The 25,420-nt window shown below is 61.3% G+C and carries 25 protein-coding genes; 13 read left to right on the plus strand and 12 right to left on the minus strand.

Features of this window, described 5'->3' with window-relative positions; all coding sequences use genetic code 11:
- Positions 1 to 20: 20 nt before the first annotated feature.
- From ACP7EW_RS26460 to exaC, 7 genes are all read right to left on the minus strand, one after another.
- Entirely contained in the window at positions 21 to 836 is an 816-nt protein-coding gene (locus ACP7EW_RS26460; RefSeq protein ID WP_426220972.1) for a zinc-dependent peptidase, read from the minus strand.
- A 6-nt stretch (positions 837 to 842) separates the two neighbouring features.
- A complete protein-coding gene (locus ACP7EW_RS26465) occupies positions 843 to 1,499 on the minus strand; it encodes a DedA family protein (protein ID WP_033898377.1) in 657 nt (218 codons plus the stop codon).
- A 297-nt stretch (positions 1,500 to 1,796) separates the two neighbouring features.
- Positions 1,797 to 2,255 carry a GNAT family N-acetyltransferase gene (locus ACP7EW_RS26470; protein WP_038846327.1) on the minus strand — a complete coding sequence of 153 codons (459 nt, stop codon included), beginning with the start codon at positions 2,253 to 2,255 and terminating at the stop codon, positions 1,797 to 1,799.
- A gap of 92 nt (positions 2,256 to 2,347) precedes the next feature.
- On the minus strand, positions 2,348 to 3,181 hold the full coding sequence (gene eutC, locus ACP7EW_RS26475) for an ethanolamine ammonia-lyase subunit EutC (protein WP_033896422.1): 834 nt from the start codon (positions 3,179 to 3,181) through the stop codon (positions 2,348 to 2,350).
- Positions 3,178 to 4,572, minus strand: coding sequence for an ethanolamine ammonia-lyase subunit EutB (locus tag ACP7EW_RS26480; RefSeq protein ID WP_426220975.1), 1,395 nt, complete (start codon positions 4,570 to 4,572; stop codon positions 3,178 to 3,180). The genes eutC and ACP7EW_RS26480 overlap by 4 nt, the downstream gene beginning before the upstream one ends.
- Positions 4,573 to 4,624: 52 nt before the next feature.
- A complete protein-coding gene (eat, locus tag ACP7EW_RS26485) occupies positions 4,625 to 6,058 on the minus strand; it encodes an ethanolamine permease (RefSeq protein ID WP_016978565.1) in 1,434 nt (477 codons plus the stop codon).
- Positions 6,059 to 6,268: 210 nt separating this feature from the next.
- Positions 6,269 to 7,789 carry an acetaldehyde dehydrogenase ExaC gene (gene exaC / locus ACP7EW_RS26490; RefSeq protein WP_016978566.1) on the minus strand — a complete coding sequence of 507 codons (1,521 nt, stop codon included), beginning with the start codon at positions 7,787 to 7,789 and terminating at the stop codon, positions 6,269 to 6,271.
- Between the two features lie 273 nt (positions 7,790 to 8,062).
- Here exaC and ACP7EW_RS26495 point away from each other — a divergent pair, with 273 nt between their 5' ends.
- Genes ACP7EW_RS26495 through ACP7EW_RS26510 form a run of 4 tightly spaced genes read left to right on the plus strand, consistent with a single transcriptional unit; the run spans position 8,063 to position 12,271 of the window.
- A complete protein-coding gene (locus tag ACP7EW_RS26495) occupies positions 8,063 to 9,961 on the plus strand; it encodes a sigma-54-dependent Fis family transcriptional regulator (protein ID WP_426220977.1) in 1,899 nt (632 codons plus the stop codon).
- A gap of 57 nt (positions 9,962 to 10,018) precedes the next feature.
- On the plus strand, positions 10,019 to 11,368 hold the full coding sequence (mpl, locus tag ACP7EW_RS26500) for a UDP-N-acetylmuramate:L-alanyl-gamma-D-glutamyl-meso-diaminopimelate ligase (RefSeq protein ID WP_426220979.1): 1,350 nt from the start codon (positions 10,019 to 10,021) through the stop codon (positions 11,366 to 11,368).
- Positions 11,365 to 11,994: a flavin prenyltransferase UbiX gene (gene ubiX, locus ACP7EW_RS26505; protein WP_017735613.1), complete on the plus strand. Its 630-nt coding sequence runs from the start codon at positions 11,365 to 11,367 to the stop codon at positions 11,992 to 11,994. Before mpl ends, ubiX begins: the two co-directional genes overlap by 4 nt.
- On the plus strand, positions 11,987 to 12,271 hold the full coding sequence (locus ACP7EW_RS26510) for a YceK/YidQ family lipoprotein (RefSeq protein WP_028618085.1): 285 nt from the start codon (positions 11,987 to 11,989) through the stop codon (positions 12,269 to 12,271). The genes ubiX and ACP7EW_RS26510 overlap by 8 nt, the downstream gene beginning before the upstream one ends.
- A 137-nt stretch (positions 12,272 to 12,408) precedes the next feature.
- Here ACP7EW_RS26510 and ACP7EW_RS26515 read toward each other — a convergent pair whose 3' ends face one another.
- From ACP7EW_RS26515 to ACP7EW_RS26525, 3 genes are all read right to left on the minus strand, one after another.
- On the minus strand, positions 12,409 to 13,050 hold the full coding sequence (locus ACP7EW_RS26515) for an oxidoreductase (RefSeq protein WP_033896428.1): 642 nt from the start codon (positions 13,048 to 13,050) through the stop codon (positions 12,409 to 12,411).
- A 29-nt stretch (positions 13,051 to 13,079) separates the two neighbouring features.
- Entirely contained in the window at positions 13,080 to 14,798 is a 1,719-nt protein-coding gene (locus ACP7EW_RS26520; protein ID WP_177004231.1) for a C13 family peptidase, read from the minus strand.
- Between the two features lie 105 nt (positions 14,799 to 14,903).
- Positions 14,904 to 15,359, minus strand: coding sequence for a MaoC family dehydratase (locus tag ACP7EW_RS26525; RefSeq protein WP_010206803.1), 456 nt, complete (start codon positions 15,357 to 15,359; stop codon positions 14,904 to 14,906).
- A 178-nt stretch (positions 15,360 to 15,537) separates the two neighbouring features.
- Here ACP7EW_RS26525 and ACP7EW_RS26530 point away from each other — a divergent pair, with 178 nt between their 5' ends.
- The 3 genes from ACP7EW_RS26530 to ACP7EW_RS26540 are packed head-to-tail and all read left to right on the plus strand — an operon-like array spanning position 15,538 to position 17,216.
- Positions 15,538 to 15,891: a CidA/LrgA family protein gene (locus tag ACP7EW_RS26530; RefSeq protein WP_016978575.1), complete on the plus strand. Its 354-nt coding sequence runs from the start codon at positions 15,538 to 15,540 to the stop codon at positions 15,889 to 15,891.
- Positions 15,888 to 16,604 (plus strand): LrgB family protein, encoded by a 717-nt coding sequence (locus ACP7EW_RS26535; protein WP_426220982.1) that lies wholly within the window; start codon positions 15,888 to 15,890, stop codon positions 16,602 to 16,604. The genes ACP7EW_RS26530 and ACP7EW_RS26535 overlap by 4 nt, the downstream gene beginning before the upstream one ends.
- A gap of 21 nt (positions 16,605 to 16,625) precedes the next feature.
- On the plus strand, positions 16,626 to 17,216 hold the full coding sequence (locus ACP7EW_RS26540) for an LON peptidase substrate-binding domain-containing protein (protein ID WP_016978577.1): 591 nt from the start codon (positions 16,626 to 16,628) through the stop codon (positions 17,214 to 17,216).
- Here ACP7EW_RS26540 and ACP7EW_RS26545 read toward each other — a convergent pair.
- Together ACP7EW_RS26545 and ACP7EW_RS26550 are read right to left on the minus strand one after the other, a co-directional pair.
- A complete protein-coding gene (locus ACP7EW_RS26545) occupies positions 17,213 to 18,529 on the minus strand; it encodes a bifunctional DedA family/phosphatase PAP2 family protein (protein ID WP_426220985.1) in 1,317 nt (438 codons plus the stop codon). The two genes, ACP7EW_RS26540 and ACP7EW_RS26545, sit on opposite strands and share 4 nt — an antisense overlap.
- Positions 18,530 to 18,545: 16 nt before the next feature.
- Positions 18,546 to 19,229 carry a DNA-3-methyladenine glycosylase gene (locus tag ACP7EW_RS26550; RefSeq protein ID WP_426220987.1) on the minus strand — a complete coding sequence of 228 codons (684 nt, stop codon included), beginning with the start codon at positions 19,227 to 19,229 and terminating at the stop codon, positions 18,546 to 18,548.
- A gap of 175 nt (positions 19,230 to 19,404) precedes the next feature.
- On the opposite strand from ACP7EW_RS26550, the gene ACP7EW_RS26555 reads away from it, so the two are divergent.
- The 6 genes from ACP7EW_RS26555 (at position 19,405) to rodA (ending at position 25,404) form a co-directional block, all read left to right on the plus strand.
- Positions 19,405 to 20,670 (plus strand): glutamate-5-semialdehyde dehydrogenase, encoded by a 1,266-nt coding sequence (locus tag ACP7EW_RS26555; protein WP_038847496.1) that lies wholly within the window; start codon positions 19,405 to 19,407, stop codon positions 20,668 to 20,670.
- Positions 20,670 to 21,314: a nicotinate-nucleotide adenylyltransferase gene (nadD, locus tag ACP7EW_RS26560; RefSeq protein ID WP_426220989.1), complete on the plus strand. Its 645-nt coding sequence runs from the start codon at positions 20,670 to 20,672 to the stop codon at positions 21,312 to 21,314. Before ACP7EW_RS26555 ends, nadD begins: the two co-directional genes overlap by 1 nt.
- A gap of 69 nt (positions 21,315 to 21,383) precedes the next feature.
- Positions 21,384 to 21,878, plus strand: a complete 495-nt coding sequence (gene rsfS / locus ACP7EW_RS26565) for a ribosome silencing factor (protein ID WP_003237041.1) — start codon at positions 21,384 to 21,386, stop codon at positions 21,876 to 21,878.
- Positions 21,879 to 21,887: 9 nt separating this feature from the next.
- A complete protein-coding gene (rlmH, locus tag ACP7EW_RS26570; protein WP_003176297.1) occupies positions 21,888 to 22,355 on the plus strand; it encodes a 23S rRNA (pseudouridine(1915)-N(3))-methyltransferase RlmH in 468 nt (155 codons plus the stop codon).
- A gap of 15 nt (positions 22,356 to 22,370) precedes the next feature.
- A complete protein-coding gene (gene mrdA, locus ACP7EW_RS26575) occupies positions 22,371 to 24,269 on the plus strand; it encodes a penicillin-binding protein 2 (RefSeq protein ID WP_033896437.1) in 1,899 nt (632 codons plus the stop codon).
- Positions 24,270 to 24,300: 31 nt separating this feature from the next.
- Entirely contained in the window at positions 24,301 to 25,404 is a 1,104-nt protein-coding gene (gene rodA / locus ACP7EW_RS26580; protein WP_017735626.1) for a rod shape-determining protein RodA, read from the plus strand.
- The last annotated feature ends 16 nt before the right edge of the window (positions 25,405 to 25,420 follow it).

Genomic DNA, 25,420 nt, shown 5'->3' on the forward strand with positions numbered 1-25,420 from the left:
ATGCGCCAGACGTCGTACGGTCATTCGCCTTGTCGCTGATAACGCGGGTCGCTGGCTTGCAGTTGGGTGAGGCGGGCCAAGGGATCCTGGCGATAAAAGCGGCTGAGTTGGGCGTACACCTGCGGATAATGGCTGACCAGTAAATCCGGGGCGCTGAAAAAATATTCGCTGGTGACGGCAAAGAATTCAGCCGGGTTTTCGGCGGCGTAGGGGTCGATCTCGGTCTCGGCGTCCGGGTTGGCGTCGAGTTGGCGATTGAGGTCGTCGTAGGCGGTCTGCATCACGCTGGCCCATTCCTGCACGCGCATGTCGTTGTGCAGCGGCGGCAGGCCGTTGGCGTCGCCATTGAGCATGTCGAGCTTGTGCGCCAGTTCGTGGATGACCAGGTTGTAGCCTTCCCAGTTGCCACTGGCCAGCACGCCGGGCCAGGCGAGGATCACCGGGCCCTGTTGCCAGGCTTCGCCGCTGTGTTCGCCGTCCCATTCGTGCTCGATGCCGCTGCTGTCGCGATGGCGCTGCGGGCTGACGAAGTCGTCGGGGTACAGCACGATTTCATGGAAGCCCTGATACCAGTCGAGGTCGTCCAGGTTCATCAGCGGCAATTGCGCCTGGGCGGCGAGCAGCAGGCGTTGTTCCTGGTGCAGCTCGACGCCGGGCAGGGCGGTCAGGTGTTTTTCGGCGAGGAACACCACGCAGGCTTCGCGCAACCACTGGTCCTGCTCGGCGCTGATGCCGTCGAGGAAGGTCAGGTGATGGCGCACCCGCTGCCAGGTGTCATCGGCAATCGGGTGCTTGGCCAGCAAGCGCCGGCGACGCCAGGCGCTGAGGGACCACATATGCGGTTACTGCGGCTTGGCTTCGGAGGATGCGCGGCCAAAACGGCTGCGGAACACACCAATGATCATCGGCACCAGGGACAGCAGGATGATGAACACCACCAGCAGCGACAGGTTTTTCTTGATAAAGGGCACGTTGCCGAAGAAGTAACCCAGGGTCACCAGGCCGCCGACCCAGAGGATGGTGCCGAATACGCTGAAGCCGAAGAAGCGTGGGTAAGGCATCTTGGCGATACCGGCCACGAATGGTGCGAAGGTGCGCAGGATGGGCAGGAAACGCGCCAGGGTCACGGTTTTGCCACCGTGCTTGTCGTAGAAATCGTGGGTTTTTTGCAGGTAGTCGCGACGGAAGATTTTCGAGTTCGGGTTGTTGAACAAGCGTTCGCCGACCGTTCGCCCGATGACGTAGTTGGTGCTGTCGCCCAGGATCGCCGCCAGCATCAACAGGCCGCCGAGCAGCACCGGGTCCATGCCACCGCCTGCGGCCACGGCGCCGGCAATGAACAGCAACGAGTCACCCGGCAGGAACGGCATGACCACCAGGCCGGTTTCGCAAAAGATGACCAGAAACAGAATGGCGTAGATCCACGGACCGTAATTGGTTACCAGCAGGTCGAGGTAGACGTCGAGATGCAGGATAAGGTCAAGCGGGTTGAAATCCATGGATGGCACCTGTGTGAATGGCCCGGCTCAGCAGGCCTGTGCGGAAGCTCGGGTAATAAGGCTACAAGTGTATGCCGCAATTCTTACAACCCTGAAAGGTCCGCATTATACGGATTGAGAGGTGAAAAGCGTGTTGGTTTTGTAGCGGGGGATGTCGTGGTTTCTCTGGCGTACACGATCTAAATGTGGGAGCGGGCTTGCTCGCGAAGGCGGTGGGTCAGTCAGACTATTTATAACTGACCCACCGCCTTCGCGAGCAAGCCCGCTCCCACAAGGGATTTTTGGTGTTGTCGGGGCTCAGTCTTCGCTGATGGGCAGTGTGTAGTTCTTGAACTCCGTGTCTTCGCGAAACCCAATCGACTCGTAGGTCTTCTGTGCCACTTCATTGTCGCTGCTGGTCGACACCCGCAGCCGCACCGCATGGGTCTCCTTGGCCATCTTTTTCGCCGTGCGCATCAGGTTGTCCGCCACCAGTTGCCGGCGTGCGTCTTCAGCCACGTAGATGTCATTGAGGATCCACACCCGCTTGAGCGACAACGACGAAAAGCTCGGGTACAGCTGGCAAAAGCCCAATAGTTTTTTGTCGTCATCATCTGCCAGGGCCAGGTAAATCACCGATTCCTTGCGGCGCAGGCGCTTTTCCAGGAAGTCCCGCGATGAATCCGGGAAGGGCAAGGCCCCGTAGAACTCGCGGTATTTGACGAACAACGGGGTCAACAGGTCCAGGTGTTCCAGGGTCGCTTGAGTAATCCGCATGCCAGGCCTCAACTTCCAAATGGGGGATGACCACACAAGCGGCCGTGACTCGATGCTGCCTAATGGCGCGAAAAAGCGCAATCGTGCAGCGATCAGTCATCCGGTGAACTGAGCAGGAAATTGCCTTTCATCAGGTCCGGATCATCCGATTCAATGGTCTGGACCTGCGCCTCGTCCTTGAGATTGACCCCCGACAGCTGCCGACGACACGCCTCTCGCATCAAGTACAGCAAACGATGGGCCGCCATGCCATAGCTCAGGCCTTCCAGGCGCACATTGGAGATGCAATTGCGATAGGCGTCGGTGAGGCCGACCTTGGGGTTGTAGGTGAAATACAGCCCCAGGCTGTCCGGTGAACTGAGCCCCGGTCGTTCGCCGATCAGGATCACCACCATCTTGGCGCCGAGCAATTGCCCGATTTCATCCGCCACCGCGACGCGGCCTTGTTCCACCAGAATGACCGGCGACAACGACCAGCCTTCAGCGTGGGTCTGTTCCTCCATGCGCGTCAGAAACGGCAAGGTGTGTTTATGCACGGCCAGCGCGGATAAGCCATCGGCCACCACCACGGCCAAGTCGACGCCGCCGGGATTGGCCGATGCGTGATCGCGCAGCGCTTGGGCGGAATCATCGCTCAAGCGCCGCCCCAAATCCGGGCGTTGCAGGTAGCTGTGGCGGTCGGCAGCCGCGCTGTGCAGCAGCAGCGTGTCACGCCCGCGCTCCGCCAACTGGCTGCTGAGGCCCGCATGGTCGAAGGGCAGATGCACCGCGTCGCGCGCCTGGGCATGGGCAAATTGAAAGTCCAACTGCGCGTTGGTCGGAATGCTGGTGCCGGTTCGGCCCAGGGCAATGCGCGCCGGGGTCAGGCGACGCAGTTCCAGCCAGGGGTTGTCAGGCAGGTCGAGTTGCACAGGCGGCTCCTTCATCCCAGTTGCGCCAAGGCTTGGCGAAAGGCCGGTGGCAGGCTGTTGCCGAAGTGCACCTTGCCGTCGGCTTGCGTGAAGATGCCCATTTTTGCCAGCCACTGTTCAAACTCCGGCGCCGGTTTTAAACCCAATGTTTGCCGGGCGTATAGCGCGTCGTGGAACGAGGTGGTCTGGTAATTGAGCATGATGTCGTCGGAACCGGGGATGCCCATGATGAAGTTGATCCCGGCCACGCCGAGCAGGGTCAGCAGGGTGTCCATGTCGTCCTGGTCGGCTTCGGCGTGGTTGGTGTAGCAGATGTCGCAACCCATCGGCACGCCGAGCAGCTTGCCGCAGAAGTGGTCTTCGAGGCCGGCACGGATGATCTGCTTGCCGTTGTACAGGTACTCCGGGCCGATAAATCCTACGACGGTATTCACCAGAAACGGCTTGAAATGTCGGGCTACCGCGTAGGCGCGGGTCTCGCAGGTTTGCTGGTCGACGCCAAAGTGCGCGTTGGCCGACAAGGCGCTGCCTTGGCCTGTCTCGAAATACATCAAATTCTGGCCCAACGTGCCGCGATTGAGGCTCAACCCTGCTTCATAACCTTCCTGCAGCACGCTCAGGCTGATGCCGAAACTGGCGTTGGCCGCCTCGGTGCCGGCGATCGACTGGAACACCAGGTCCAGTGGCACGCCACGGTTGATCGCCTCGATGGAGGTGGTGACGTGGGTCAGCACGCAGGCCTGGGTCGGAATCTCGTAGCGCTGGATGATCGCGTCGAGCATCTCCAGCATGGCGCAGATTGAGGCGATGCTGTCGGTGGCCGGGTTGATGCCGATCATGGCGTCGCCATTGCCGTACAACAGGCCATCCAGAATGCTCGCGGCAATGCCCGCCGGTTCGTCTGTCGGATGGTTGGGTTGCAGGCGTGTGGATAAACGGCCGCGTAGGCCCAGGGTGCCACGAAATTGCGTGACCACGCGGATCTTCTGCGCCACCAGTACCAGGTCCTGCACGCGCATGATCTTTGACACGGCGGCGGCCATCTCTGGCGTCAGCCCTGGCGCCAAGGCGCGTAGGGAATGTTCGTCGGCCGCATCGCTGAGCAGCCAGTCGCGCAGGCCGCCGACGGTCAGGTGGCTGACGGCGGCAAACGCCTGTTTATCGTGGGTGTCGATGATCAGGCGGGTGACTTCGTCGCTTTCGTAGGGGATCAGCACTTCTTGCAGGAAATGCTTCAACGGGATATTTGCCAACGCCATCTGCGCCGCCACGCGCTCACCGTCGTTCTGTGCGGCGACGCCGGCGAGGAAGTCCCCGGAGCGTGCGGGGCTGGCCTTGGCCATCACGTCCTTGAGGCTGTCGAAGCGGTAGGTTTGTACACCCACCGCGTGGGAAAAGCTTGCCATACAGTGTCTCCTTGGCGACGCGAGCAACTGCCCGCGTCGAGGTTTACGGCAGTTAGTGCAGGGCGGCCTCTGCGGCCTGGATCGCCGCGAATTCCTCTTCGGGCGTGCCTGCTACCAAGTGATGCCGGCTGTAGAAAGCAAAGTAAGCAATTAATACTCCATAGATGATCGCGGCGCCAATCACCACCCGCGGATCCACCAGAAAGCCCGCCACCACGGCCACACAGGCCAGCACCAGCGCAACGCCGGAGGTGAAAATGCCGCCAGGTGTGCGGTATGGACGGTCCATTTTGGGGCGACGGATGCGCAGGGTGATATGCGCGGCCATCATCAGCACGTAGGAAATGGTTGCGCCAAACACCGCCACCAGAATCAGCAGGTCACCCTGGCCGGTCAGCGACAAGCCAAAGCCGATGATGCCGGGGATCACCAAGGCCAACACTGGCGCCTTGCTTTTGTTGGTCTGGGACAGTTTGCGCGGCAGGTAGCCGGCGCGGGACAGCGCAAAAATCTGCCGCGAATAGGCGTAGATGATCGAGAAAAAGCTCGCGATCAGGCCAGCAAGGCCGACGAGGTTGACGAAGCTGCCCATCCAGGTGGAACCGCCGTAGGACAGCGCCAATGCTTCAACCAGCGGGTTGCCGGATTTGATCAGCGCGTAAGTGCCGGCGCCGCCCGGTGCGATCACCAGGATCAACAGGGCAAAACTGGTCAGCACCACAATGGCGCCGATCAGGCCACGCGGCAGGTCGCGTTTCGGGTTCTTGGTTTCTTCGGCGGCCAGGGGCACACCCTCTACGGCCAGGAAGAACCAGATGGCATAAGGAATTGCGGCCCACACACCGACATAGCCAAACGGCAGGAAGGTGCTGGCGCCCTTGGCTTCAGTCACCGGAATATCCAGCAGGTTGGCGACATTGAAGTGCGGCACCATCGCCACCAGGAATACGCCCAAGGCAATTGCAGCCACGGCGGTAATCACGAACATCAACTTCAGGGCTTCACCCACGCCAAAGATGTGGATGCCGATAAAGATGATGTAGAACGCCAGGTAAATCATCCAGCCGCCAATGCCAAACAGCGACTCGCAATACGCGCCGATAAACACTGCAATGGCGGCAGGGGCGATGGCGTATTCGATCAGGATCGCGGTGCCCGTGAGGAACCCGCCCCAAGGGCCAAAGGCGCTGCGCGCAAAACCGTAGCCGCCGCCAGCGGTGGGAATCATGGAAGACAGTTCGGCCAGGGAAAAACACATGCACAGGTACATGGTGGCCATCAACAAGGTGGCAAGGAACATCCCGCCCCAGCCACCTTGGGCCAGGCCGAAGTTCCAGCCGGCGTAGTCGCCGGAGATCACATAGGCAACGCCAAGGCCGACCAGCAGTACCCAGCCGGCGGCACCTTTTTTCAATTCGCGTTGTTGGAAGTATTGGGAGTCGACTTTTTCGAAGTCGACAGATGAACTTGTAGGTTCGCTAGACATGGAAAAGTACCTTCCGTTGTTATTGTTTTTAACTCGGCCTCTTTGTGCCGAATGCACTTCGCAAGTACTTATGAAAATCTAAATGTGGGAGCGGGCTTGCTCGCGAAAGCGGTGGGTCAGTTAATAAATCAGTGACTGTTACACCGCTTTCGCGAGCAAGCCCGCTCCCACATTTTTAATTGCATTTCAAATGTGAGAGCGGGATGTCAGTTAGAAGAAGCCCAGCGGATTAATGTCGTAACTCACCAGCAAGTTCTTGGTCTGCTGGTAGTGGTCCAACATCATCTTGTGCGTTTCACGCCCCACGCCGGACTTTTTGTAACCGCCAAACGCGGCATGCGCCGGGTACAGGTGGTAGCAGTTGGTCCACACGCGGCCCGCCTTGATCGCGCGGCCCATGCGGTAGGCGCGGTTGATGTCGCGAGTCCACACGCCGGCACCCAGGCCGAACTCAGTGTCGTTGGCGATCGCCAGTGCTTCAGCTTCGTCCTTGAAGGTGGTGATGCTCACCACCGGGCCGAAGATTTCTTCCTGGAACACACGCATTTCGTTGGTGCCCTTGAGCAGGGTCGGCTGGATGTAATAGCCGCCGGCCATGTCGCCGGTGAGCTTCTCGACCTTGCCGCCGGTCAGCAGTTGCGCGCCTTCGCCTTTGGCGATTTCCAGGTAGGACAGGATCTTGTCGAACTGCTGCTCGGACGCCTGGGCGCCGACCATGGTGTCGGTGTCCAGCGGGTCGCCGCGTTTGATCGACTCGATTTTCTTCATCACGACTTTCATGAAGTCGTCGTAGATCGACTCTTCCACCAGCGCACGGGAAGGGCAGGTGCACACTTCGCCTTGGTTGAAGAACGCCAGCACCAACCCTTCGGCGGCTTTCTCAATAAAGGACGGCTCGGCTTTCATGATGTCGGCGAAGAAGATGTTCGGCGACTTGCCGCCCAATTCCACGGTCGACGGAATGATGTTCTCGGCCGCCGCATGCATGATGTGCGAGCCCACGGGCGTCGAGCCAGTGAAGGCGATCTTGGCGATGCGCTTGCTGGTGGCCAGGGCTTCGCCGGCTTCTTTGCCGAACCCTTGAACCACGTTCAACACGCCAGGTGGCAACAGGTCACCGATCACCTCCAGCAACACGGTGATGCCCAGCGGGGTTTGCTCGGCGGGCTTGAGCACCACGCAGTTACCGGCGGCCAGGGCCGGGGCGAGTTTCCACGCGGCCATCAGGATCGGGAAGTTCCACGGGATGATCTGGCCGACCACGCCCAGTGGTTCATGGAAGTGGTATGACGCCGTGTGTTCGTTGATTTCGGCGCTGGTGCCTTCCTGGGCGCGGATGCAGCCAGCGAAGTAGCGGAAGTGGTCGGCGGCCAGTGGGATGTCGGCGTTGAGGGTTTCACGCACGGCCTTGCCGTTGTCCCAGGTTTCGGTGATGGCCAGCAGTTCGAGGTTCTGTTCGATGCGGTCGGCGATTTTCAGCAGGACCAGCGAACGGTCCTGGGCCGAGGTCTTGCCCCAGGCGTCGGCGGCGGCATGGGCGGCGTCCAGGGCCTTGTCGATGTCTTTGGCGGTGGAGCGCGGGAATTCGGCGATTGCCTTGCCATTCACCGGCGAGGTGTTGGTGAAATAGTTGCCATCGACCGGCGCAACGAACTCGCCACCGATGTAGTTGCCGTACTTGGCCTTGAACGAAACGATGGCGCCTTCAGTACCGGGGTGTGCGTAACGCATGGTGGGTATCTCCTGGCTTTTATGTTTATTGGGAGCGCAGCGCAGCAAGCGCTTGATAAAGCGTAGAGCAAAGGTTGGGCCACCGCCTTGCTGGCCAGGCAAATCAAGGGGTTAGGCTTTGTAGCAAGGCGTTGCTGTGGCAGGCTCGATACACCCGGTGTGACAGTTTGTGCCACAAACGGTACAGCCTGTGACCGGTGAGTCGCTCCGGGATTGCATTGCCTGGAGGGCTGGGGGATGCTGGTGGTTCTCACGCAGGGAGAATAATAAGAAATGCACAACGATCATTTCAGCCGCCATGCCCAGCAAGTCCTCACCGTGGCGCATGGCCGTGACCCGTCCAGCGATCCGTCCATCGCCCGCTCCTGGCTGCGTTGTCTGGAGGACTACCACCTCGACCCTGCGCAAACCATTGCACCGACTGTGCTTGAACATGGTCGCTTGCTGGAAAGCCGCGAGCGCCTGCAACAAGTGCTGCACATCGCCGGCAACGAGATGAACAGCCTGCATCAGCAGCTCTCGGGCGCCGGCCATGCGGTGTTGCTCACGGATGCACGCGGCGTGATCCTCAACTGTGTCACCGCGCCGTCCGAGCGCAAGATCTTCGAGCGCGCCGGGTTGTGGCTGGGCGCGGATTGGAGTGAGGCCTGCGAGGGCACCAACGGCATCGGTACCTGCCTGGTGGAACGCCAATCCCTGACCATTCATCGTGATGAACACTTTCGTGGCCGGCATACCGGGCTGACCTGCTCGGCGAGCCCGGTGTTCGATCCCCATGGGGATCTGCTGGCGGTGCTGGATGTGTCCTCCGCGCGGGAAGCGGTGTCGCGCCAGAGCCAGTTCCACACGATGGCGCTGGTGAACCTGTCGGCGAAGATGATCGAGAGTTGCTACTTCCTGCGTCATTTCGAGAACCACTGGCTGCTGCGTTTTCACTTGCAAGCCGAGTCGGTGGGGCTGTTCAGCGAAGGGTTGTTGGCCTTTGACGGAGAAGGGCGCATCTGTGCGGTCAATCAGAGCGCGTTGAACCTGTTGGGCCAGATGCGCGGCGGCTTGTTGGGGCAGCCGGTGGAAGCGTTTTTCGACTGTTCCCAGGATCAATTACTCGGCCGCGCCAGCGCCAATGCCACGGCCAGTTGGCCGCTGCGCACCCGTGATGGTCGACAACTGTTTGCCGCATTACGTGGGCAAGTACGCAGCGCACCGACGCCGTTCATCAAGCCCGAGCCTGCTCCGTTGCCCGGCATCTGCCTGGTCGATCCGGCGTTGCAACAGGACTTTCGCAAGGCGCTGCGGGTATTTGAGCGTGATGTGCCACTGTTGATCAATGGCGAAACCGGTTCCGGCAAAGAGGCCTTCGCCAAGGCGGTGCACCTGGCCAGCCAGCGTGCCGACAAGGCGTTCGTCGCGCTCAACTGCGCGGCCATCCCGGAAAGCCTGATCGAGAGCGAGCTGTTCGGCTATCGCGGCGGCAGCTTTACCGGTGCGCGCAAAGAAGGCATGCAAGGCAAATTGCAGCAAGCCGACGGCGGCACCTTGTTCCTCGATGAAATCGGCGACATGCCCCTGGCGCTGCAAACCCGGCTATTACGGGTGTTGGAGGATCGGCTGGTGGTGCCGCTCGGCGGCGAGCCCCAGGCGGTGAATGTGCGAATTATCAGCGCAACCCACCGCAATCTACTGGAGCGCGTGCAGGACGGCAGCTTCCGCGAAGATTTGTATTACCGCCTCAATGGCCTGGAAGTCGGCTTGCCGCCGTTGCGCGAGCGTAGCGATAAGTCCCAGTTATTGGATTTCCTGCTGGCCCAGGAGGCCAATGGCGAGTCGGTGGCTCTCGACCCGTCGGCGCAGGGGGCGTTGTTGGCGTTTGCCTGGCCGGGTAACGTCCGCCAGTTGCGCACGGTACTGCGCACCCTGGTGGCGCTGTGTGATGGAGGGCGTGTCGGCCTGGAGGATTTGCCCGCGCAGATTCGTCAGGCCCGACCCGTGCCGGTCGCGCAGGCCAAGACGCAGGAGTCACCGCTGGAAGACGCCGAGCGCCTGGCGTTGCTCACTGCTTTGCAGCAACAACGTTGGCACATGACACACACGGCGGAGCAACTGGGCGTCAGCCGCAACACGCTGTATAGAAAGCTGCGCAGGCACGGCATCGCACGTCACGCCCTCAGCTAAAGGGTGCGATTTTCGCCCCCCTGCGCTAACCTGCCTCGATGTTTTACGAGGTCGACTATGCACATTCATATTCTCGGTATTTGCGGCACGTTCATGGGCTCGATGGCGGTTCTGGCCAAAGAGCTGGGCCATCACGTGACAGGCTCCGACGCCAACGTCTATCCGCCCATGAGCACGCAACTCGAGGCCCAGGGCATCGAGCTGACCCAAGGCTACGACCCGTCGCAATTCGACCCGGTCCCGGACCTGGTGGTGATCGGCAATGCCATGTCCCGTGGCAACCCGGCGGTCGAATACGTACTCAATAAAGGTTTGCCTTATGTGTCCGGCCCGCAATGGCTGGCGGATCATGTGCTGCAAGGCCGTTGGGTGCTCGCGGTGGCCGGCACTCACGGCAAGACCACCACCAGCAGCATGCTCGCCTGGGTGTTGGAACACGCAGGCATGAGCCCAGGCTTCCTGATCGGCGGCGTGCCGCAGAACTTCTCGGTGTCGGCGCGTCTGGGTGACACACCTTTCTTTGTGATCGAGGCGGATGAATACGACAGCGCCTTCTTCGACAAACGCTCCAAGTTCGTTCACTACCGCCCGCGCACAGCGATCCTGAACAACCTGGAATTCGATCACGCCGACATCTTCCCTGATCTGCCGGCTATCGAGCGTCAGTTCCACCACTTGGTGCGCACCATTCCGAGCGAAGGCCTGGTGATCCACCCGACCACCGAACCCGCCTTGCAACGTGTGATCGAGATGGGCTGCTGGACCCCGGTGCAAACCACCGGCGCGGGCGGGCAGTGGCAGGTCAAGCTGCTCAGCGAAGACGGTTCCAGATTTGAAGTGCTGTTCGAAGGCGAGGCCCAAGGCGTCGTCGAGTGGGACATGACCGGCCAGCACAACGTCGCCAACGCCTTGGTCACCCTGGCGGCTGCGCGGCATGTGGGCGTGGTGCCGTCCGTGGGCATTGCCGCGTTGAGCGCTTTCAAAAGCGTGAAGCGCCGCATGGAAAAAGTTGCCGACGTGAATGGGATTACCATCTACGACGACTTTGCCCACCACCCGACGGCCATTGCGACTACGTTGGACGGCCTGCGCAAGCGTGTCGGCGATGCGCCGATCATTGCGATTGTCGAGCCGCGCTCCAACTCCATGAAGCTAGGTGCCCACCGCGATGGTCTGCCGGAAAGCGTCAACGATGCCGACCAGGTGGTCTGGTACGCACCGGCCAACCTCGGCTGGGACCTGCCGGGAATCGCAGCGCTGTGCACCGTGCCATCAACCGTGTGCGACTCCATTGACGGCATCATCGATCACGTCAAGCAACAGGCCGAACCCGGTACTCACGTGGTGGTCATGAGCAACGGCGGCTTTGGTGGCCTGCACGGCAAACTGGCCGAGGCGCTGAAATGAGTGGCCCGGAACGCGTCACGCTGGCGATGACCGGCGCCTCCGGTGCGCCTTATGGTTTGCGCCTGCTCGATTGCCTGGTGCGCGAAGACCGTGAGGTGCACTTCCTGATCTCCAAGGCGGCGCAACTGGTGATGGCCACCGAGACCGACGTGGCGCTGCCGCCCAAGGTGCAGATGATGCAAGCCTTCCTCACCGAATACACCGGTGCGGCGGCGGGGCAGATCAAGGTCTATGGCAAAGAGGACTGGATGTCACCCGTGGCGTCTGGCTCCGGTGCGCCGGCCGCGATGGTGGTGGTGCCGTGTTCCACCGGCACCCTGTCGGCCATTGCCACGGGAGCCTGCAACAACCTGATCGAGCGCGCAGCGGACGTGACCTTGAAGGAGCGCCGCCAGTTGATCCTGGTGCCCCGTGAAGCGCCGTATTCGAGCATTCACCTGGAACACATGCTCAAACTGTCGAACATGGGTGTGACGATTCTGCCGGCCTCGCCGGGTTTCTATCACCAGCCGCAGACCATCGATGACCTGGTGGATTTTGTGGTGGCGCGCATTCTCAACCTGCTGAACATTCCCCAGGACATGCTGCCGCGTTGGGGCGAGCACCATTTGAGCAGCGATGAATAAGGCGCTGCTGATCGTACTGGCGCTGCAACTGACGGGCTGCGCCACGGCGCGCACGTTGGACGCGGCGCAACCTGGCGCGCCGGTGGTGTATGCCGGTACGCGGTTGGATTTATATGCAATGAATGGCGGTTGCTGCGCCAAGGACAGGTTTGGTGCAGAGGCGCCGGCTTATCCCGGTGTGGATCTGCCGGCGAGTGCGTTGCTTGATACCTTGCTGTTGCCGCTGTCGGTGTTGACGGTGTTGGGCGTAGGATTCAACGCCACAGGCGGTCTTTAACCGCAACACAAAACCGATGTGGGAGCGGGCTTGCTCGCGAAGGCGTTATTTCAATCGATGCATAGGTTGACTGATCCACCGCTTTCGCGAGCAAGCCCGCTCCCACATTTGGATCTCTGTCAGGCCGCTAAATTGGGTTATTTACCGAGTTTGCGCAACTCATCCGACTCCACCACCCGCACCCCGTCCTGCTCTTCCAGCGCCAGTCGCCACATGGCCCTGGCCAGTTCGCACACTTCAATGCCGTGGTATTTGCCCGGAATCAGTCGCGACAACGGCCCGGCCAGTTGCTCCGCCAAACGCGGTTCCAACCGTTCCCCCAATAGCAACGACGGCCGCACGATGGTCAGTTGTGGCCAGCCTTGGGCTTTGAGTGCTTCTTCCATTTCCCCTTTGACGCGGTTGTAGAAGATCGAGGATTTCGGGTCGGCGCCAATTGCGCTGATCACGATCAGGTGGCGTGCGCCCATTTCCCGCGCGCGTTTGGCGAAGGCCACGACCATGTCCAGATCGACGGCGCGAAACGCCGCTTCGGAGCCCGCCTGTTTGATGGTGGTGCCCAGGCAGCAGAAGGCCAGGTCCACCTGGCCACTCAGTTGCGGCAGGAACACCGCCGGGTCGCCCACCGGGTTTTCCAGGTGCGGGTGTTCGGCCAGTGGCTTGCGGCTGGGCGCGAGCACGCGGGTCACGGTGGGTTCGTTGAGCAGGCGATCGAGCAGGTGTTCGCCGGTAAGGCCGGTGGCTCCGGCGAGCAAGATATGCTGAGGCGTCAGGTACATGGTGTCTCCCCCTTGTTACACAGTTCAGCTTAGTTGCCTTTGGCTTCCTTGCTATTCATTGAGACGCTTTCGAGCGCCTTTCGTGCCTGCTGTTTGCGTAATAATTGCCAATGGGCGATCACACCCTTGGGGGCCCAGATCTGCGGTTCGGAGGCTTCGAAGTTGTCCGCCTGCTCGCGTTCGGCCACATGCAGTTGTGCCAGCTTGAAGGCTTGCTGCAAGTCGTCGGTCTGGTTGAAGGCTTGGGCGAAGAGGGCGTCGCCAAAGTAGGTGAAGTCGGCTTCTTCGGAGCAACCGAAGGACACGCGATCGGCGCGGGAGGCGGTCATGATCAGGGTGCGCTCGTCCTTCAAAGCCGGGATGAAACCACCGGAGTAGCAGGCCGAGATCACCACGATCTTGTCGCGGTTCTTCAGCGGTGCCAGCACGGCGGCGAGTTCATCGGCGGGCAGGTCGGCCAGCTCCATGCGCGGTTGGTCGAGCACCAGTTCGTGTTCGTGGGTGCCGTGGCTGGTCATGTAGATAAACACCAGGTCTTCCGGGCCGGTGCGGTCGGCCAGGGTCTGCACGGCGCGGCGCAGGCTTTCGCGCGTGGCCAGCGGGCGGTCGGCAATGTGGTCGCGGTGGTTGACCAGGCGAATCTGCCCGCGTGCACCGAAACGGGTGGCGAGCATGTTGCTGACGTAATCGGCTTCGCGCAGGAACACGCTCTGCTTGCCATCGCCGGCCACGGCCAGGGTGTACAGCTCCACGGCAGGGGTGGAGGCGGGCACGGCGGCGAGGGCGGCGTCGAGCAGGCGACCCTGGGCCAACACGCCGATTTCCAACGGGTCGGGCAGCAGTTTGCCGTCGGCGTCACGCACGCGCATGCCGTTGACCCAAGTGCCGGCCTGCACGGTGCCGTCGGTGAGCACCAGGGTGCCTTTGCCTTGATAGCTGTCGCTGTCGAAACCGCCGATATAGAAACTGCCGTCGGTGAGGTTCAGGCGACCTTCGCCGGTGAAACGCCAATCGCTGAACTGGCCGACATAGTGGCTGCCATCCACGCCGATCAATTCGCCCTTGCCACTGAGCGCGCCTTCCTTGAACTGGCCGATCCACACGTCGCCGTCGGCGTTCTCGTAGCGGCCCTTGCCGTTCAGTTGGTTTTGTTTGAACTGGCCGACATAGATGTCGCCATCGGCGCTGTTGAACGTGCCATTGCCTTCCAGCTGGCCATCGACGAAATGGCCGCTGAACTGGTTGCCGCTGTCGTCGTTGCGCTGGCCTTCGCCGTTCGGCTTGCCGTGGGCGAACTGGCCCTGGTATTGGCTGCCGTCGGCCAGCTCCAGACGGCCGAGGCCGGAATACTGGTCGTCCTTGAACTCGCCGCGATAGGTCATCTGCCCCTCTTTGAGGGTGCCTTCGCCATTGCGTCGACCATTTTTGAAGCCGCCGACATAGTGGCTGCCCGCCGTGGTCAAGCTGCCTTGGCCGTCGAACAGGCCTTGTTGGAACTGGCCTTTATAGACTTCGCCATTGCTGCCATGCCATTCGCCCTGGCCGTGCCACTGGCCTTTATCGAACTGGCCGGCGTACCAGCTGCCGTTGGGGTAGTCCACGCGGCCCTGGCCTTGCAGCAAACCATCGACCACATCGCCCCGGTAACGGCCGCCGTCGGGCAGGCGCGCATCGGGCGGCAACAGCGATTCGCCGTCTCCGCAAGCGGTGAGCAACAGGGCAAGGGCGAGGGGAGCAAGTGGGCGCATAGCGGGATCCGGATAATTGAGCGCCGAGTATGCCGCAGCTGCGAGTTTCATACATAAATTTACATACACTGTGGTGAGGTTTATATCCCCACCACAGGCACGGGCTTACACGAAGTAGAGCGACAACGACTCGGCAATGTAAGCCGGTTTTTCCTGGCCTTCGATCTCCAGGGTGGCGGTGGCCTTGAGCAGCCATTGGCCGGGTTTTTTCTCGGTGACGTCATTGAGTGTCACGTTCAGGCGCACCTTGGAATTGACCTTGACCGGCTGGATGAAACGCACGCTGTCCAGGCCATAGTTGACCGCCATCTTCAGGCCTTCGGGCACGATCAGCAGGTCTTCCATCAGCTTGGGCATCAGCGACAGCGACAGGAAACCGTGGGCGATAGTGCTGCCGAACGGGGTTTGCGCGGCTTTGACCGGGTCGACGTGGATGAACTGATGATCGCCCGTGGCCTCGGCGAACAGGTTGATACGCGCCTGGTCGATGGTGAGCCATTCGGAACGTCCCAGTTCCTTGCCGACATAATCTTTGAGCTGCGCTACGGGTACATAGGGCATTGCGTCTCTCCTTGGTTCATCACGCTGTGTACAACGTCTGGTTTTTTTATGGGTTACAGAGAACCAATGTAGATCATCATGGCCAATCGGCTCGGTCAACCCACCATGCTTTTGGCGAATGCCGGTGCATAGGGCGGGCGTGCTTATAATGCGGGCGAGTCTTGAGGGGGAAGAACGGATGCTGTTACGTGGCCTGACCTGGCTGGTGCTGTTTCAACTGATCGGCACGGCGATCAATCATTTGCTGTTGCCGGTGCTGCCGGGGCCGATCATCGGCCTGCTGCTGATGCTGGGGTTCCTGATCTGGAAGGGCGAGGTCGGCGAGCCCTTGAGCCTGGCGGCCAGCAGCCTATTGCGGTACTTGCCGTTGCTGCTGGTGCCGCCGGCGGTAGGGGTGATGGTGTATGCCAAGGACATTGCCGCGGATTTCTGGGCCATTGTCGGCGCGCTGGTGCTGTCGCTGGTGATTGCCATGGGCTTCGTGGGCGTGTTGATGCAGCAGATGGTCAAGCGCAAGGAGAAGGATCAATGATCATCGACTGGCAGGGCGCGTGGACGGCGGTGATTCATCACCCGTTGTTCGGCATCGGCATCACCCTTGGCGCTTATCAACTGGTACTGGCAGGGTTCGAGAAAACCCGCTGGATCTTCCTGCAGCCGGTGCTGGTGTCCATGCTGCTGGTGATCGGCGTGCTGATCAGTTGTGGCCTGAGCTACGCCGAGTACCGCAAGAGCACCGAGATCATGGGCATCCTGCTCGGCCCGGCGACGGTGGCCCTGGCCGTGCCGCTCTACCTGAACCTGCGGCGCATTCGCCAATTGTTCTGGCCGATTTTTACTACGCTGGTGATAGGTGGGGTGCTCGCCACCGGCCTGTGTGTGCTGCTGGGTTGGTGGTTCGGTGCCGAACACATGATGTTGATGACCATGGCGCCCAAGTCGGTGACCTCGCCGATCGCCATGCTGGTGGCCGAGCAGATCGGTGGCGTGGCGGCGTTGGCGGCGGTGTTTGTGCTGATCACCGGGGTGGTCGGCGCGATGATCGGCCCGGCGTATTTGTCGCGCCTGGGGGTGCACAGCCCCGAGGCGCGCGGCATGGCGCTGGGCATGACGGCCCACGCCGTCGGCACGTCGGTGGCCCTGCAGGAAAGCGAAGAATGCGGCGCCTTTGCAGCGCTGGCGATGAGTCTGATGGGCGTGGCCACGGCAGTGTTCCTGCCGCTGGCCGTGTCGGTGATCGTTTAAACCAGGTTTAAGGAAACCTTTATGAGTCTGGCGCTGTTCCCGCTCAATACCGTGCTGTTCCCTGGCTGCACCCTCGACCTGCAACTGTTCGAGGCGCGCTACCTGGACATGGTCGCCCGTTGCATGAAAAAGGGCGAAAGCTTCGGCGTGGTGTGCATTCTTGACGGCCAGGAGGTGGGCACGGCGCCGGATGGCTACGCATTGATCGGCTGTGAAGCGCTGATCCGCGACTTCAAGCAACAGGACAATGGCCTGCTGGGGATTCGCGTCGAAGGCGGGCGCCGGTTCCGTGTACGCGATGCCGGTGTTCAGAAAGATCAGTTGCTGGTGGCCGAGGTGCAATGGCTCGAAGAACTGCCGGATCAACCCTTGGAAGAGGAAGACGCCGACTTGCTGGCGCTGCTCCAGGCGCTGGCCGAGCACCCGATGGTGGCCTCGCTGGACATGGACGCCCACGCCGACGGCCAGCAAGCCTTGGGCAATCAGTTGGCGTATCTGCTGCCCTTTACCGAGGCCGATAAGATCGACCTGCTGCAACTCGACGACCCGCAACAGCGCCTGGATGCGATCCAGATGCTGCTCGACGAGTTGCAGGGTGAACTGTTCACTTAATAGGCATAGCGCAGCAGGGCGTGGGGCGTGCCGGTAAGCGCGATGAAGCTCAACACCGCGACCAGCGCCGGCAGCAACAGCCACCAGGTTTTTTGCGACATGGCCGGTAGCGGGCTGCGGTACTGGGTGATGCCCAGGCTGAACGCGCACACTGTCATTGCCAGCAGCGTGCCGGCCAGGATGTCCGTGGGCCAATGGGCGCCGAGGTAGACGCGCGATAGCGCAATGAACGCGGCAGGAATACAGCCCAGCAGCATCCAGGTCAGGCGCAACCGCACGGGTTGCCCGCGACCGGCCAGGATCGCCAGCGCCAGGAAAAACGCGAACGCGCCGGATGCATGGCCGCTGGGCATGCTGAAACTGGTCAATGGGTCTGTCAGGATTTCCGGGCGGCCGCGTGCGAAAAACAACTTAGTCCCGGTGTTGATCACCGCAGCCCCGGCCAGCGTCGCGCCGACAAACACGGCATGGCGCCATTGTCGCGCCAGTAGCAACAGGCCAGTGAACACGGCGCTGGCGAAGAACATCTTCTTGAATTCGCCCAGTTGGGTGATGCGTACCATCACCTCGTCCAGCCAGGGGCTGCGGTGTTCCTGCACCAGGGCGCTCAGGCCTTTGTCGAAGTTGTCCAGCGAGTGATAGCCAATAAACAGCGCGATCAACAGCACCAGGCTGGCACAACCAATCCACAAGGTGGCGCGACGATGGCCGCGCAGGCTGCTGTTCAAGCTCAGCCCGATCACTACCGCGAGGCATCCCGCAACCACTGCCGCTTCGGGCCAGAACCCTTCGGGCAATGGCAGGCGGAAAGCCGCGCCGGTCGCCCAGCCTGGCAGTAGATACGCCACCGACCAACCCGCCGCCGCCACGACGCTGACAATCGCAAAGCGCGGGAAGGGCATATCGCACATCCCGGCTACCATCGGCAGCATGGGGCGCAGCGGGCCGATGAAACGGCCTACCAGCAGGCTGGCGATGCCGTACTTGTGGAAGTAGGTTTCGGCGCTGTTCATCCATTCTGGGTGGTGGCGCAAGCCGGGTAAACGCCGGATGTTCTGATGGAAATGTCGGCCCAGGAAGTAGGAAACCGCATCACCCAGCAAGCCGCCGAGGAAGCCCAGCAACAACGTTTCGCTGAGTGACAGCGCGCCGCTGCCGGCGAGGGCGGCAATGGCAAACAACAACACCGTGCCCGGCACGATCAACCCGGCGATGGCCAGGCACTCCACGCAGGCGACAATAAACACCGCGACCGCCAGCCATTCGGGGTTCAGCGTCAACCAGCCGGTAATGCTATCGAGCCATTGGCCCATACAATCCACTCCCTGCTCAAATCAAAAAATAATCTCGGCCTTCGACCTGGCCGCGGCGCAGCGGGTTCCGCGTGCAATAAGGCGCATAGCCAGCATCGACGAAGCGGTACATCAGGTGTTCATCACGGCCGCTGGGAATGCCCAGGCGGGTGGTCTGGATGATCTGGGTCGGGGTTTGGCCCACGTCTTCAACGTAGAGCCGTTCCTGATCGAAACGCTTGGCGTCCCACATCGGCACCTTCAACCCCAGGGCTTTGCACAGCAAAGTCTGGCCAGCGCACAGCTTTTGTGAAGGGCGTGGGCTGCCGTCGGCATTCGGGTTGTTCAACAGCATTTGCGCCAGGCTCGCCGGGCCGGATAATTCATCGACCCACGGATAGGCCGATTTGATCAACACGGCATTGCCCGGCCCATGGGCGCTGAAGTTCAGCGAGTCGCCGCCACGGGCGTAATACATGTAGATATGGCCACCATCCAGAAACAAAGCCTTACGCTTTTCTGTGTAGCCCAACGACGCGTGACTGCCTTTTTCGGCCACGTAATAGGCTTCGGTTTCAATAATTCGCGCTGAAAGCCAGATTTTTCCCACGCGATGACGGATGATTTTTCCGAGCAATGCCTGCGCAAGAATTTGCGCATCACGGTCGAAGAAGCTGTCGGGCAGGGCGCTGGCGGGGAGTTGGGGCGATGGGCTGGGCATGGCGGTCAGGGGTAAATACGGCTAAATGTGACGGAATCATAACAACTCCCACCTTAATTACCGCTGAACCCCAGGTTTTTACAGTTCATTTCGACCATCCGCCCCTCACCGCTGTCAGTCGGGCGGCGTCACAGCTATAATCTGCCGCTTTCCTCCCTGCCAAGACTCCCTGACCATGACTGAGTCCGTTCTTGACTACATGACCCGCCTGGGTCGCGCTGCCCGTCAGGCCTCGCGGTTGATCGCCCGTGCGAGCACCGCGCAGAAGAACCGCGCCCTGCTGGCCGCCGCCGACGCTCTGGATGCTTCGCGCTCCGAGCTCACTGCCGCCAACGAGCAAGACCTGGCCAACGGCCGCGCCAATGGCCTGGAACCGGCCCTGCTGGACCGCCTGGCGCTGACCCCGGCACGTATCGACGACATGATCGAAGGCCTGCGTCAGGTAGCCAAGCTGCCTGACCCCATCGGTGAAATCCGCGATATGCGTTATCTGCCGTCCGGCATCCAGGTCGGCAAGATGCGCGTGCCCCTGGGCGTGATCGGTATCATTTATGAGTCGCGCCCGAACGTGACCATCGACGCCGCGAGCCTGTGCCTCAAGTCCGGCAATGCCACCATCCTGCGTGGCGGTTCCGAGGCGATCAATTCCAACCGTGCCATCGCCGCGTGCATCCAGCAGGGTCTGGCCGTGGCCGAGTTGCCCGCCGAAGTGGTGCAAGTGGTGGAAACTACCGACCGCGCCGCTGTTGGCGCGTTGATCACCATGCCGGAATTCGTCGACGTGATCGTGCCGCGCGGTGGCAAGAGCCTGATCGAGCGCGTCAGCCGTGATGCCAAGGTGCCGGTGATCAAGCACCTGGACGGCGTGTGCCATGTCTATATCGACATCGCCGCCGACATCGACAAGGCGATCCGCATCGCCGACAACGCCAAGACCCACCGTTACGCCCCGTGCAACACCATGGAAACCCTGCTGGTGCACGCAGGCATTGCCGAGCGCGTGCTGCCGCCGCTGGCTGCCATCTACCGGGACAAAGGTGTGGAATTGCGCGGTTGTGAGCGTACCCGTGCGCTATTGGGCGCGGACGTGATCGAGGCGACCGAGCTGGATTGGTACACCGAATACACGGCGCCGATCCTGTCGATCAAGCTGGTCGACGACCTGGACGAAGCCATCGAACACATCAACACCTACGGCTCCAAGCACACCGACGCCATTGTCTCTGAGCATTTCAGCGATGCCCGGCGTTTCCTCAACGAAGTGGATTCCGCTTCGGTGATGATCAACGCCTCGACGCGGTTTGCCGACGGCTTCGAGTATGGCCTGGGGGCGGAGATCGGTATTTCCACCGACAAGCTCCACGCCCGTGGCCCGGTTGGCCTGGAAGGCCTGACCAGCGAGAAGTACGTGGTGTTCGGCGATGGTCATGTGCGCACTTGATGGGTAAACGCATCGGGTTGCTCGGCGGTACTTTCGACCCCGTGCACATCGGCCATTTGCGCAGCGCCCTGGAAGTCGCGGATGCCCTCGCGCTGGACGAGTTGCGCGTGATGCCCAACGCTCGGCCGCCCCATCGCGATACGCCGCAAGTGTCGCCGCAGCAGCGCCTGGAAATGGTGCGCCTGGCGGTGGAGGGCATAACGCCGCTGGTGGTGGACGACCACGAGCTCAAGCGCGATAAACCGTCCTACACTGTTGACACCCTGGAACTGATACGCGCCGAGTTGGCCGTGGATGACCAGTTGTTTCTGCTTTTGGGCTGGGACGCATTTTGCGGCCTGCCCTCTTGGCATCGCTGGGAGGAACTCCTCCAGCATTGCCACATCCTGGTTTTGCAACGCCCGGATGCCGACAGCGAACCGCCGGATGCCTTGCGCAACCTGCTGGCCGCGCGGTCGGTAAGTGACCCCTTGGCCCTGACCGGGCCGAACGGGAATATTGCATTCGTCTGGCAGACCCCGCTTGCGGTGTCCGCCACCCAGATCCGTCAACTGCTGGCCAGCGGTAAGTCGGTACGTTTCCTGGTGCCTGACGCGGTCCTGGCCTACATCGATGCGCACGGGCTTTACCGTGCGTCGAACTGAAAAGGCGCGCTTGAACGCACGAATCAATGTGCAGCGAGCGCCCGAACATACGAGCAAAACGAGTTTTATATGACGAACAAAGACGTAAGCAAAGTTAAGCGCAAAGGCACCTTCAAAAGCGCCCCGCTGCCGGTAGAAGCCCACGTTGGCCCAGAACTGGCTGGCGAAGAGCTGGTAAAAGTCGCCGTGGCTGCCCTGGAAGACGTTAAAGCCCAGGACATCCAGGTGCTGGACGTGCGCGACAAGCAGAGCATCACCGACTACATGATCATCGCCACCGGTACTTCGAACCGCCAGATCGGCGCGATGCTGGACAAGGTCCGCGAAGCTGTCAAAGCCCAAGGCGTCAAGCCACTGGGTGAAGAAGGCAAGGGCGACAGCGACTGGGTGCTGCTGGACATGGACGACGTGATCGTTCACATGATGACCTCCAACGCCCGTCAGTTCTACGACCTGGAGCGTCTGTGGAAAGGCGCCGAGCAGAGCCGTGCCGCCGATGGCAAGCACCACAGCCCGGAAGTGGGCCACGCGCACTTCGACAAGCTGAACAAAGACCAGGAATAAGGAACGGCTGTGCGCCTGCGTCTGATCGCTGTCGGTTCACGCATGCCCAAGTGGGTGGAAGAAGGCTGGCACGAGTATGCCAAGCGTCTGCCCGCTGAGCTGTCGCTTGAGCTGGTGGAAATACCGCTTAACACCCGGGGCAAGAATGCCGATGTGGCGCGCTTTATCCGTCAGGAAGGCGAAGCCATGTTGGCCAAGGTCGGCCCCAACGAGCGCATTGTCACCCTTGAAGTGCACGGCAAACCCTGGAGCACCGAGCAGTTGGCGGTGGAACTGGATCGCTGGCGCCTGGATTCGCGCACGGTCAACTTCATGGTCGGTGGCCCCGAAGGGCTGGCGCCGGAAGTCTGTGCGCGGGCTGATCAGCGTTGGTCGCTGTCGGCGTTGACGTTGCCGCACCCGTTGGTACGGATTCTGATCGGTGAACAGCTGTATCGCGCCTGGACAGTTCTGTCCGGGCACCCTTACCACAAATAATCTGCGCCCCTCCCGATGACCCAGCCGATCCGCATCAAGGACCACGAGAAAGACGCACGTCTTGTACGCGCTCGCGTGGTGTTTGGCGCAATCATGGTGGTGGCGTTGTTGGGTGTGCTGATTGCGCGCCTGTATTTCCTGCAGGTGATCCAGTACGACTATCACTCCACCTTGTCGGAAAACAACCGGGTGCATGTGCAGCCGATTCCGCCAACCCGAGGGCTGATTTTCGACCGCAATGGCGTGGTGGTGGCGGATAACCGGCCCAGTTTCAGCCTGAGCATGACCCGCGAGCGCTCCGGCGACTGGCAGCAGATCCTCGATGTGATCGTCGAGGTGCTGCAACTGACGCCGGAAGACCGGGTGATCTTCGAAAAGCGCATGAAACAGGGGCGCCGACCATTCGAGCCAGTGCCGATCCTGTTTGAGCTGACCGAAGAGCAGATCGCACGGATCGCGGTGAACCAGTTCCGTTTGCCGGGTGTGGAAGTGGTGGCGCAGTTGGTGCGCCATTACCCGCAAGGGCCGCACTTTGCCCACTCTGTCGGCTACATGGGGCGGATCAACGAGAAAGAGCTGAAAACCCTCGATCCGGTCAATTACAGCGGTACCCACCATATCGGCAAGACCGGCATCGAGCGTTTCTACGAGCCGGAGTTGCACGGCCAGGTGGGTTACGAAGAAGTCGAGACCAACGCCCGTGGCCGAGTGCTGCGGGTGCTCAAGCGTACCGACCCGGTGCCGGGCAAGGACATCGTCCTGAGCCTGGACATCAAGTTGCAGGAAGCCGCCGAGATGGCCCTGGGCGGTCGCCGTGGCGCGGTGGTGGCGCTGGACCCGAAGACCGGCGAAGTGCTGGCGATGGTCAGCCAGCCAAGCTTTGACCCCAACCTGTTTGTGACCGGCATCAGCTTCAAGGCCTACGCCGAGTTGCGCGATTCCATCGACCGCCCGCTGTTCAACCGCGTACTGCGCGGCCTGTATCCGCCGGGGTCGACGATCAAACCGGCGGTGGCGATTGCGGGGTTGGACGCGGGTGTGGTCACAGCCTCCAGCCGGGTGTTCGATCCAGGCTATTACATGCTGCCCAACTACGATCACAAATACCGTAACTGGAACCGCACCGGTGACGGCTATGTCGACCTGGACACCGCGATCATGCGCTCCAACGACACCTATTTTTATGACCTGGCGCACAAGCTGGGGATCGACCGCTTGTCCACCTACATGGGCAAGTTCGGCCTCGGCCAGAAAGTCTCCCTGGACATGTTCGAGGAATCCCCCGGCCTGATGCCGTCGCGGGAATGGAAGCGCGCGACCCGTCGCCAGGCGTGGTTCCCGGGTGAAACCCTGATTCTCGGCATCGGCCAAGGCTATATGCAGGCCACGCCGCTGCAACTGGCCCAGGCCACGGCGCTGGTGGCCAACAAAGGCATCTGGAACCGTCCGCACCTGGCCAAGACCATCGAAGGTGAAAAACCGGTGGACGACAACCCGATCCCCGACATTGTGCTGCGCGACGCGTCGGACTGGACCAAGGTCAACCACGGCATGCAGCAAGTGATGCACGGTGCCCGTGGTACCGCGCGCAAGGCAGCCGTTGGCGCGCAATACCGCATTGCCGGCAAGAGCGGTACCGCCCAGGTCGTGGCGATCAAGCAGGGCGAGAAATACGATCGCACCAAGGTCCAGGAACGCCACCGAGACCACGCCTTGTTTGTCGGCTTTGCGCCGGCGGATGACCCGAAAATCGTGGTCGCGGTGATGGTCGAGAACGGCGAGTCCGGCTCCGGCGTCGCGGCGCCGGTGGTGCGCCAAGTGATGGACGCCTGGCTGTTGGCCGACGACGGCAGGCTCAAGCCCGAATATGGCGGCCCCCCTTCAAGCACTGAGGTTACGGCCCGTGAAGAGTAATTTTGACCGCATCCTCTCCAGCGAAGATGTGATGCGTCGCCGTGCGACGTTGCTGCAACGCATGCACATTGATGGCCCGTTGCTGATCCTGCTGCTGACCCTGGCGGCCGGCAGCCTGTTCGTCCTGTATTCCGCCAGCGGCAAGAACTGGGACCTGCTGATCAAGCAGGCCTCGTCGTTCGGCCTGGGCTTGCTGTCGATGGTGGTGATCGCTCAGCTTGAGCCACGCTTCATGGCACGCTGGGTGCCCTTGGGCTATGTGGCAGGCGTATTGCTGCTGGTGGTGGTGGACGTGATGGGCCACAACGCGATGGGCGCGACCCGCTGGATCAACATTCCGGGGGTGATCCGCTTCCAGCCGTCGGAATTCATGAAGATCCTGATGCCGGCGACCATCGCCTGGTATTTGTCCAAGCGCACTTTGCCGCCGCAACTCAAACACGTGGGCGTCAGCCTGATCCTGATCGGCATACCCTTCATCCTGATCGTGCGCCAGCCGGACCTCGGCACCTCGCTGCTGATCCTGGCGGGCGGTGCGTTCGTACTGTTCATGGGCGGTCTGCGCTGGCGCTGGATCCTCAGCGTACTGGCCGCCGCCGTGCCCGTGGCGGTCGCCATGTGGTTCTTCTTTATGCACGACTACCAGAAGCAGCGGATCCTCACCTTCCTTGACCCGGAAAGCGATCCGTTGGGGACCGGCTGGAACATCATCCAGTCCAAGGCGGCCATCGGTTCTGGTGGAGTATTTGGTAAGGGTTGGTTACTGGGCACCCAGTCGCATCTGGATTTTTTGCCTGAGAGCCACACCGACTTCATCATTGCGGTGATGGGCGAAGAGTTCGGCCTGGTGGGCATTTGCGCGCTGTTGCTGATCTATTTGCTGTTGATTGGTCGCGGCCTGGTGATCACTGCGCAAGCGCAGACACTGTTCGGCAAATTGCTGGCCGGTGCCTTGACCATGACTTTTTTTGTTTACGTTTTCGTCAACATCGGTATGGTCAGTGGCCTGTTGCCGGTGGTGGGGGTGCCGTTGCCGTTCATTAGCTACGGCGGAACTTCGCTGGTGACATTGCTGTCAGCGTTTGGGGTTTTGATGTCGATCCATACGCATCGCAAATGGATCGCGCAGGTTTGAATAAGGTGAAGATGTC

It is taken from the genome of Pseudomonas sp. DWRC2-2 (genome assembly GCF_049897885.1).
Lineage (GTDB): Bacteria > Pseudomonadota > Gammaproteobacteria > Pseudomonadales > Pseudomonadaceae > Aquipseudomonas > Aquipseudomonas azotoformans_A.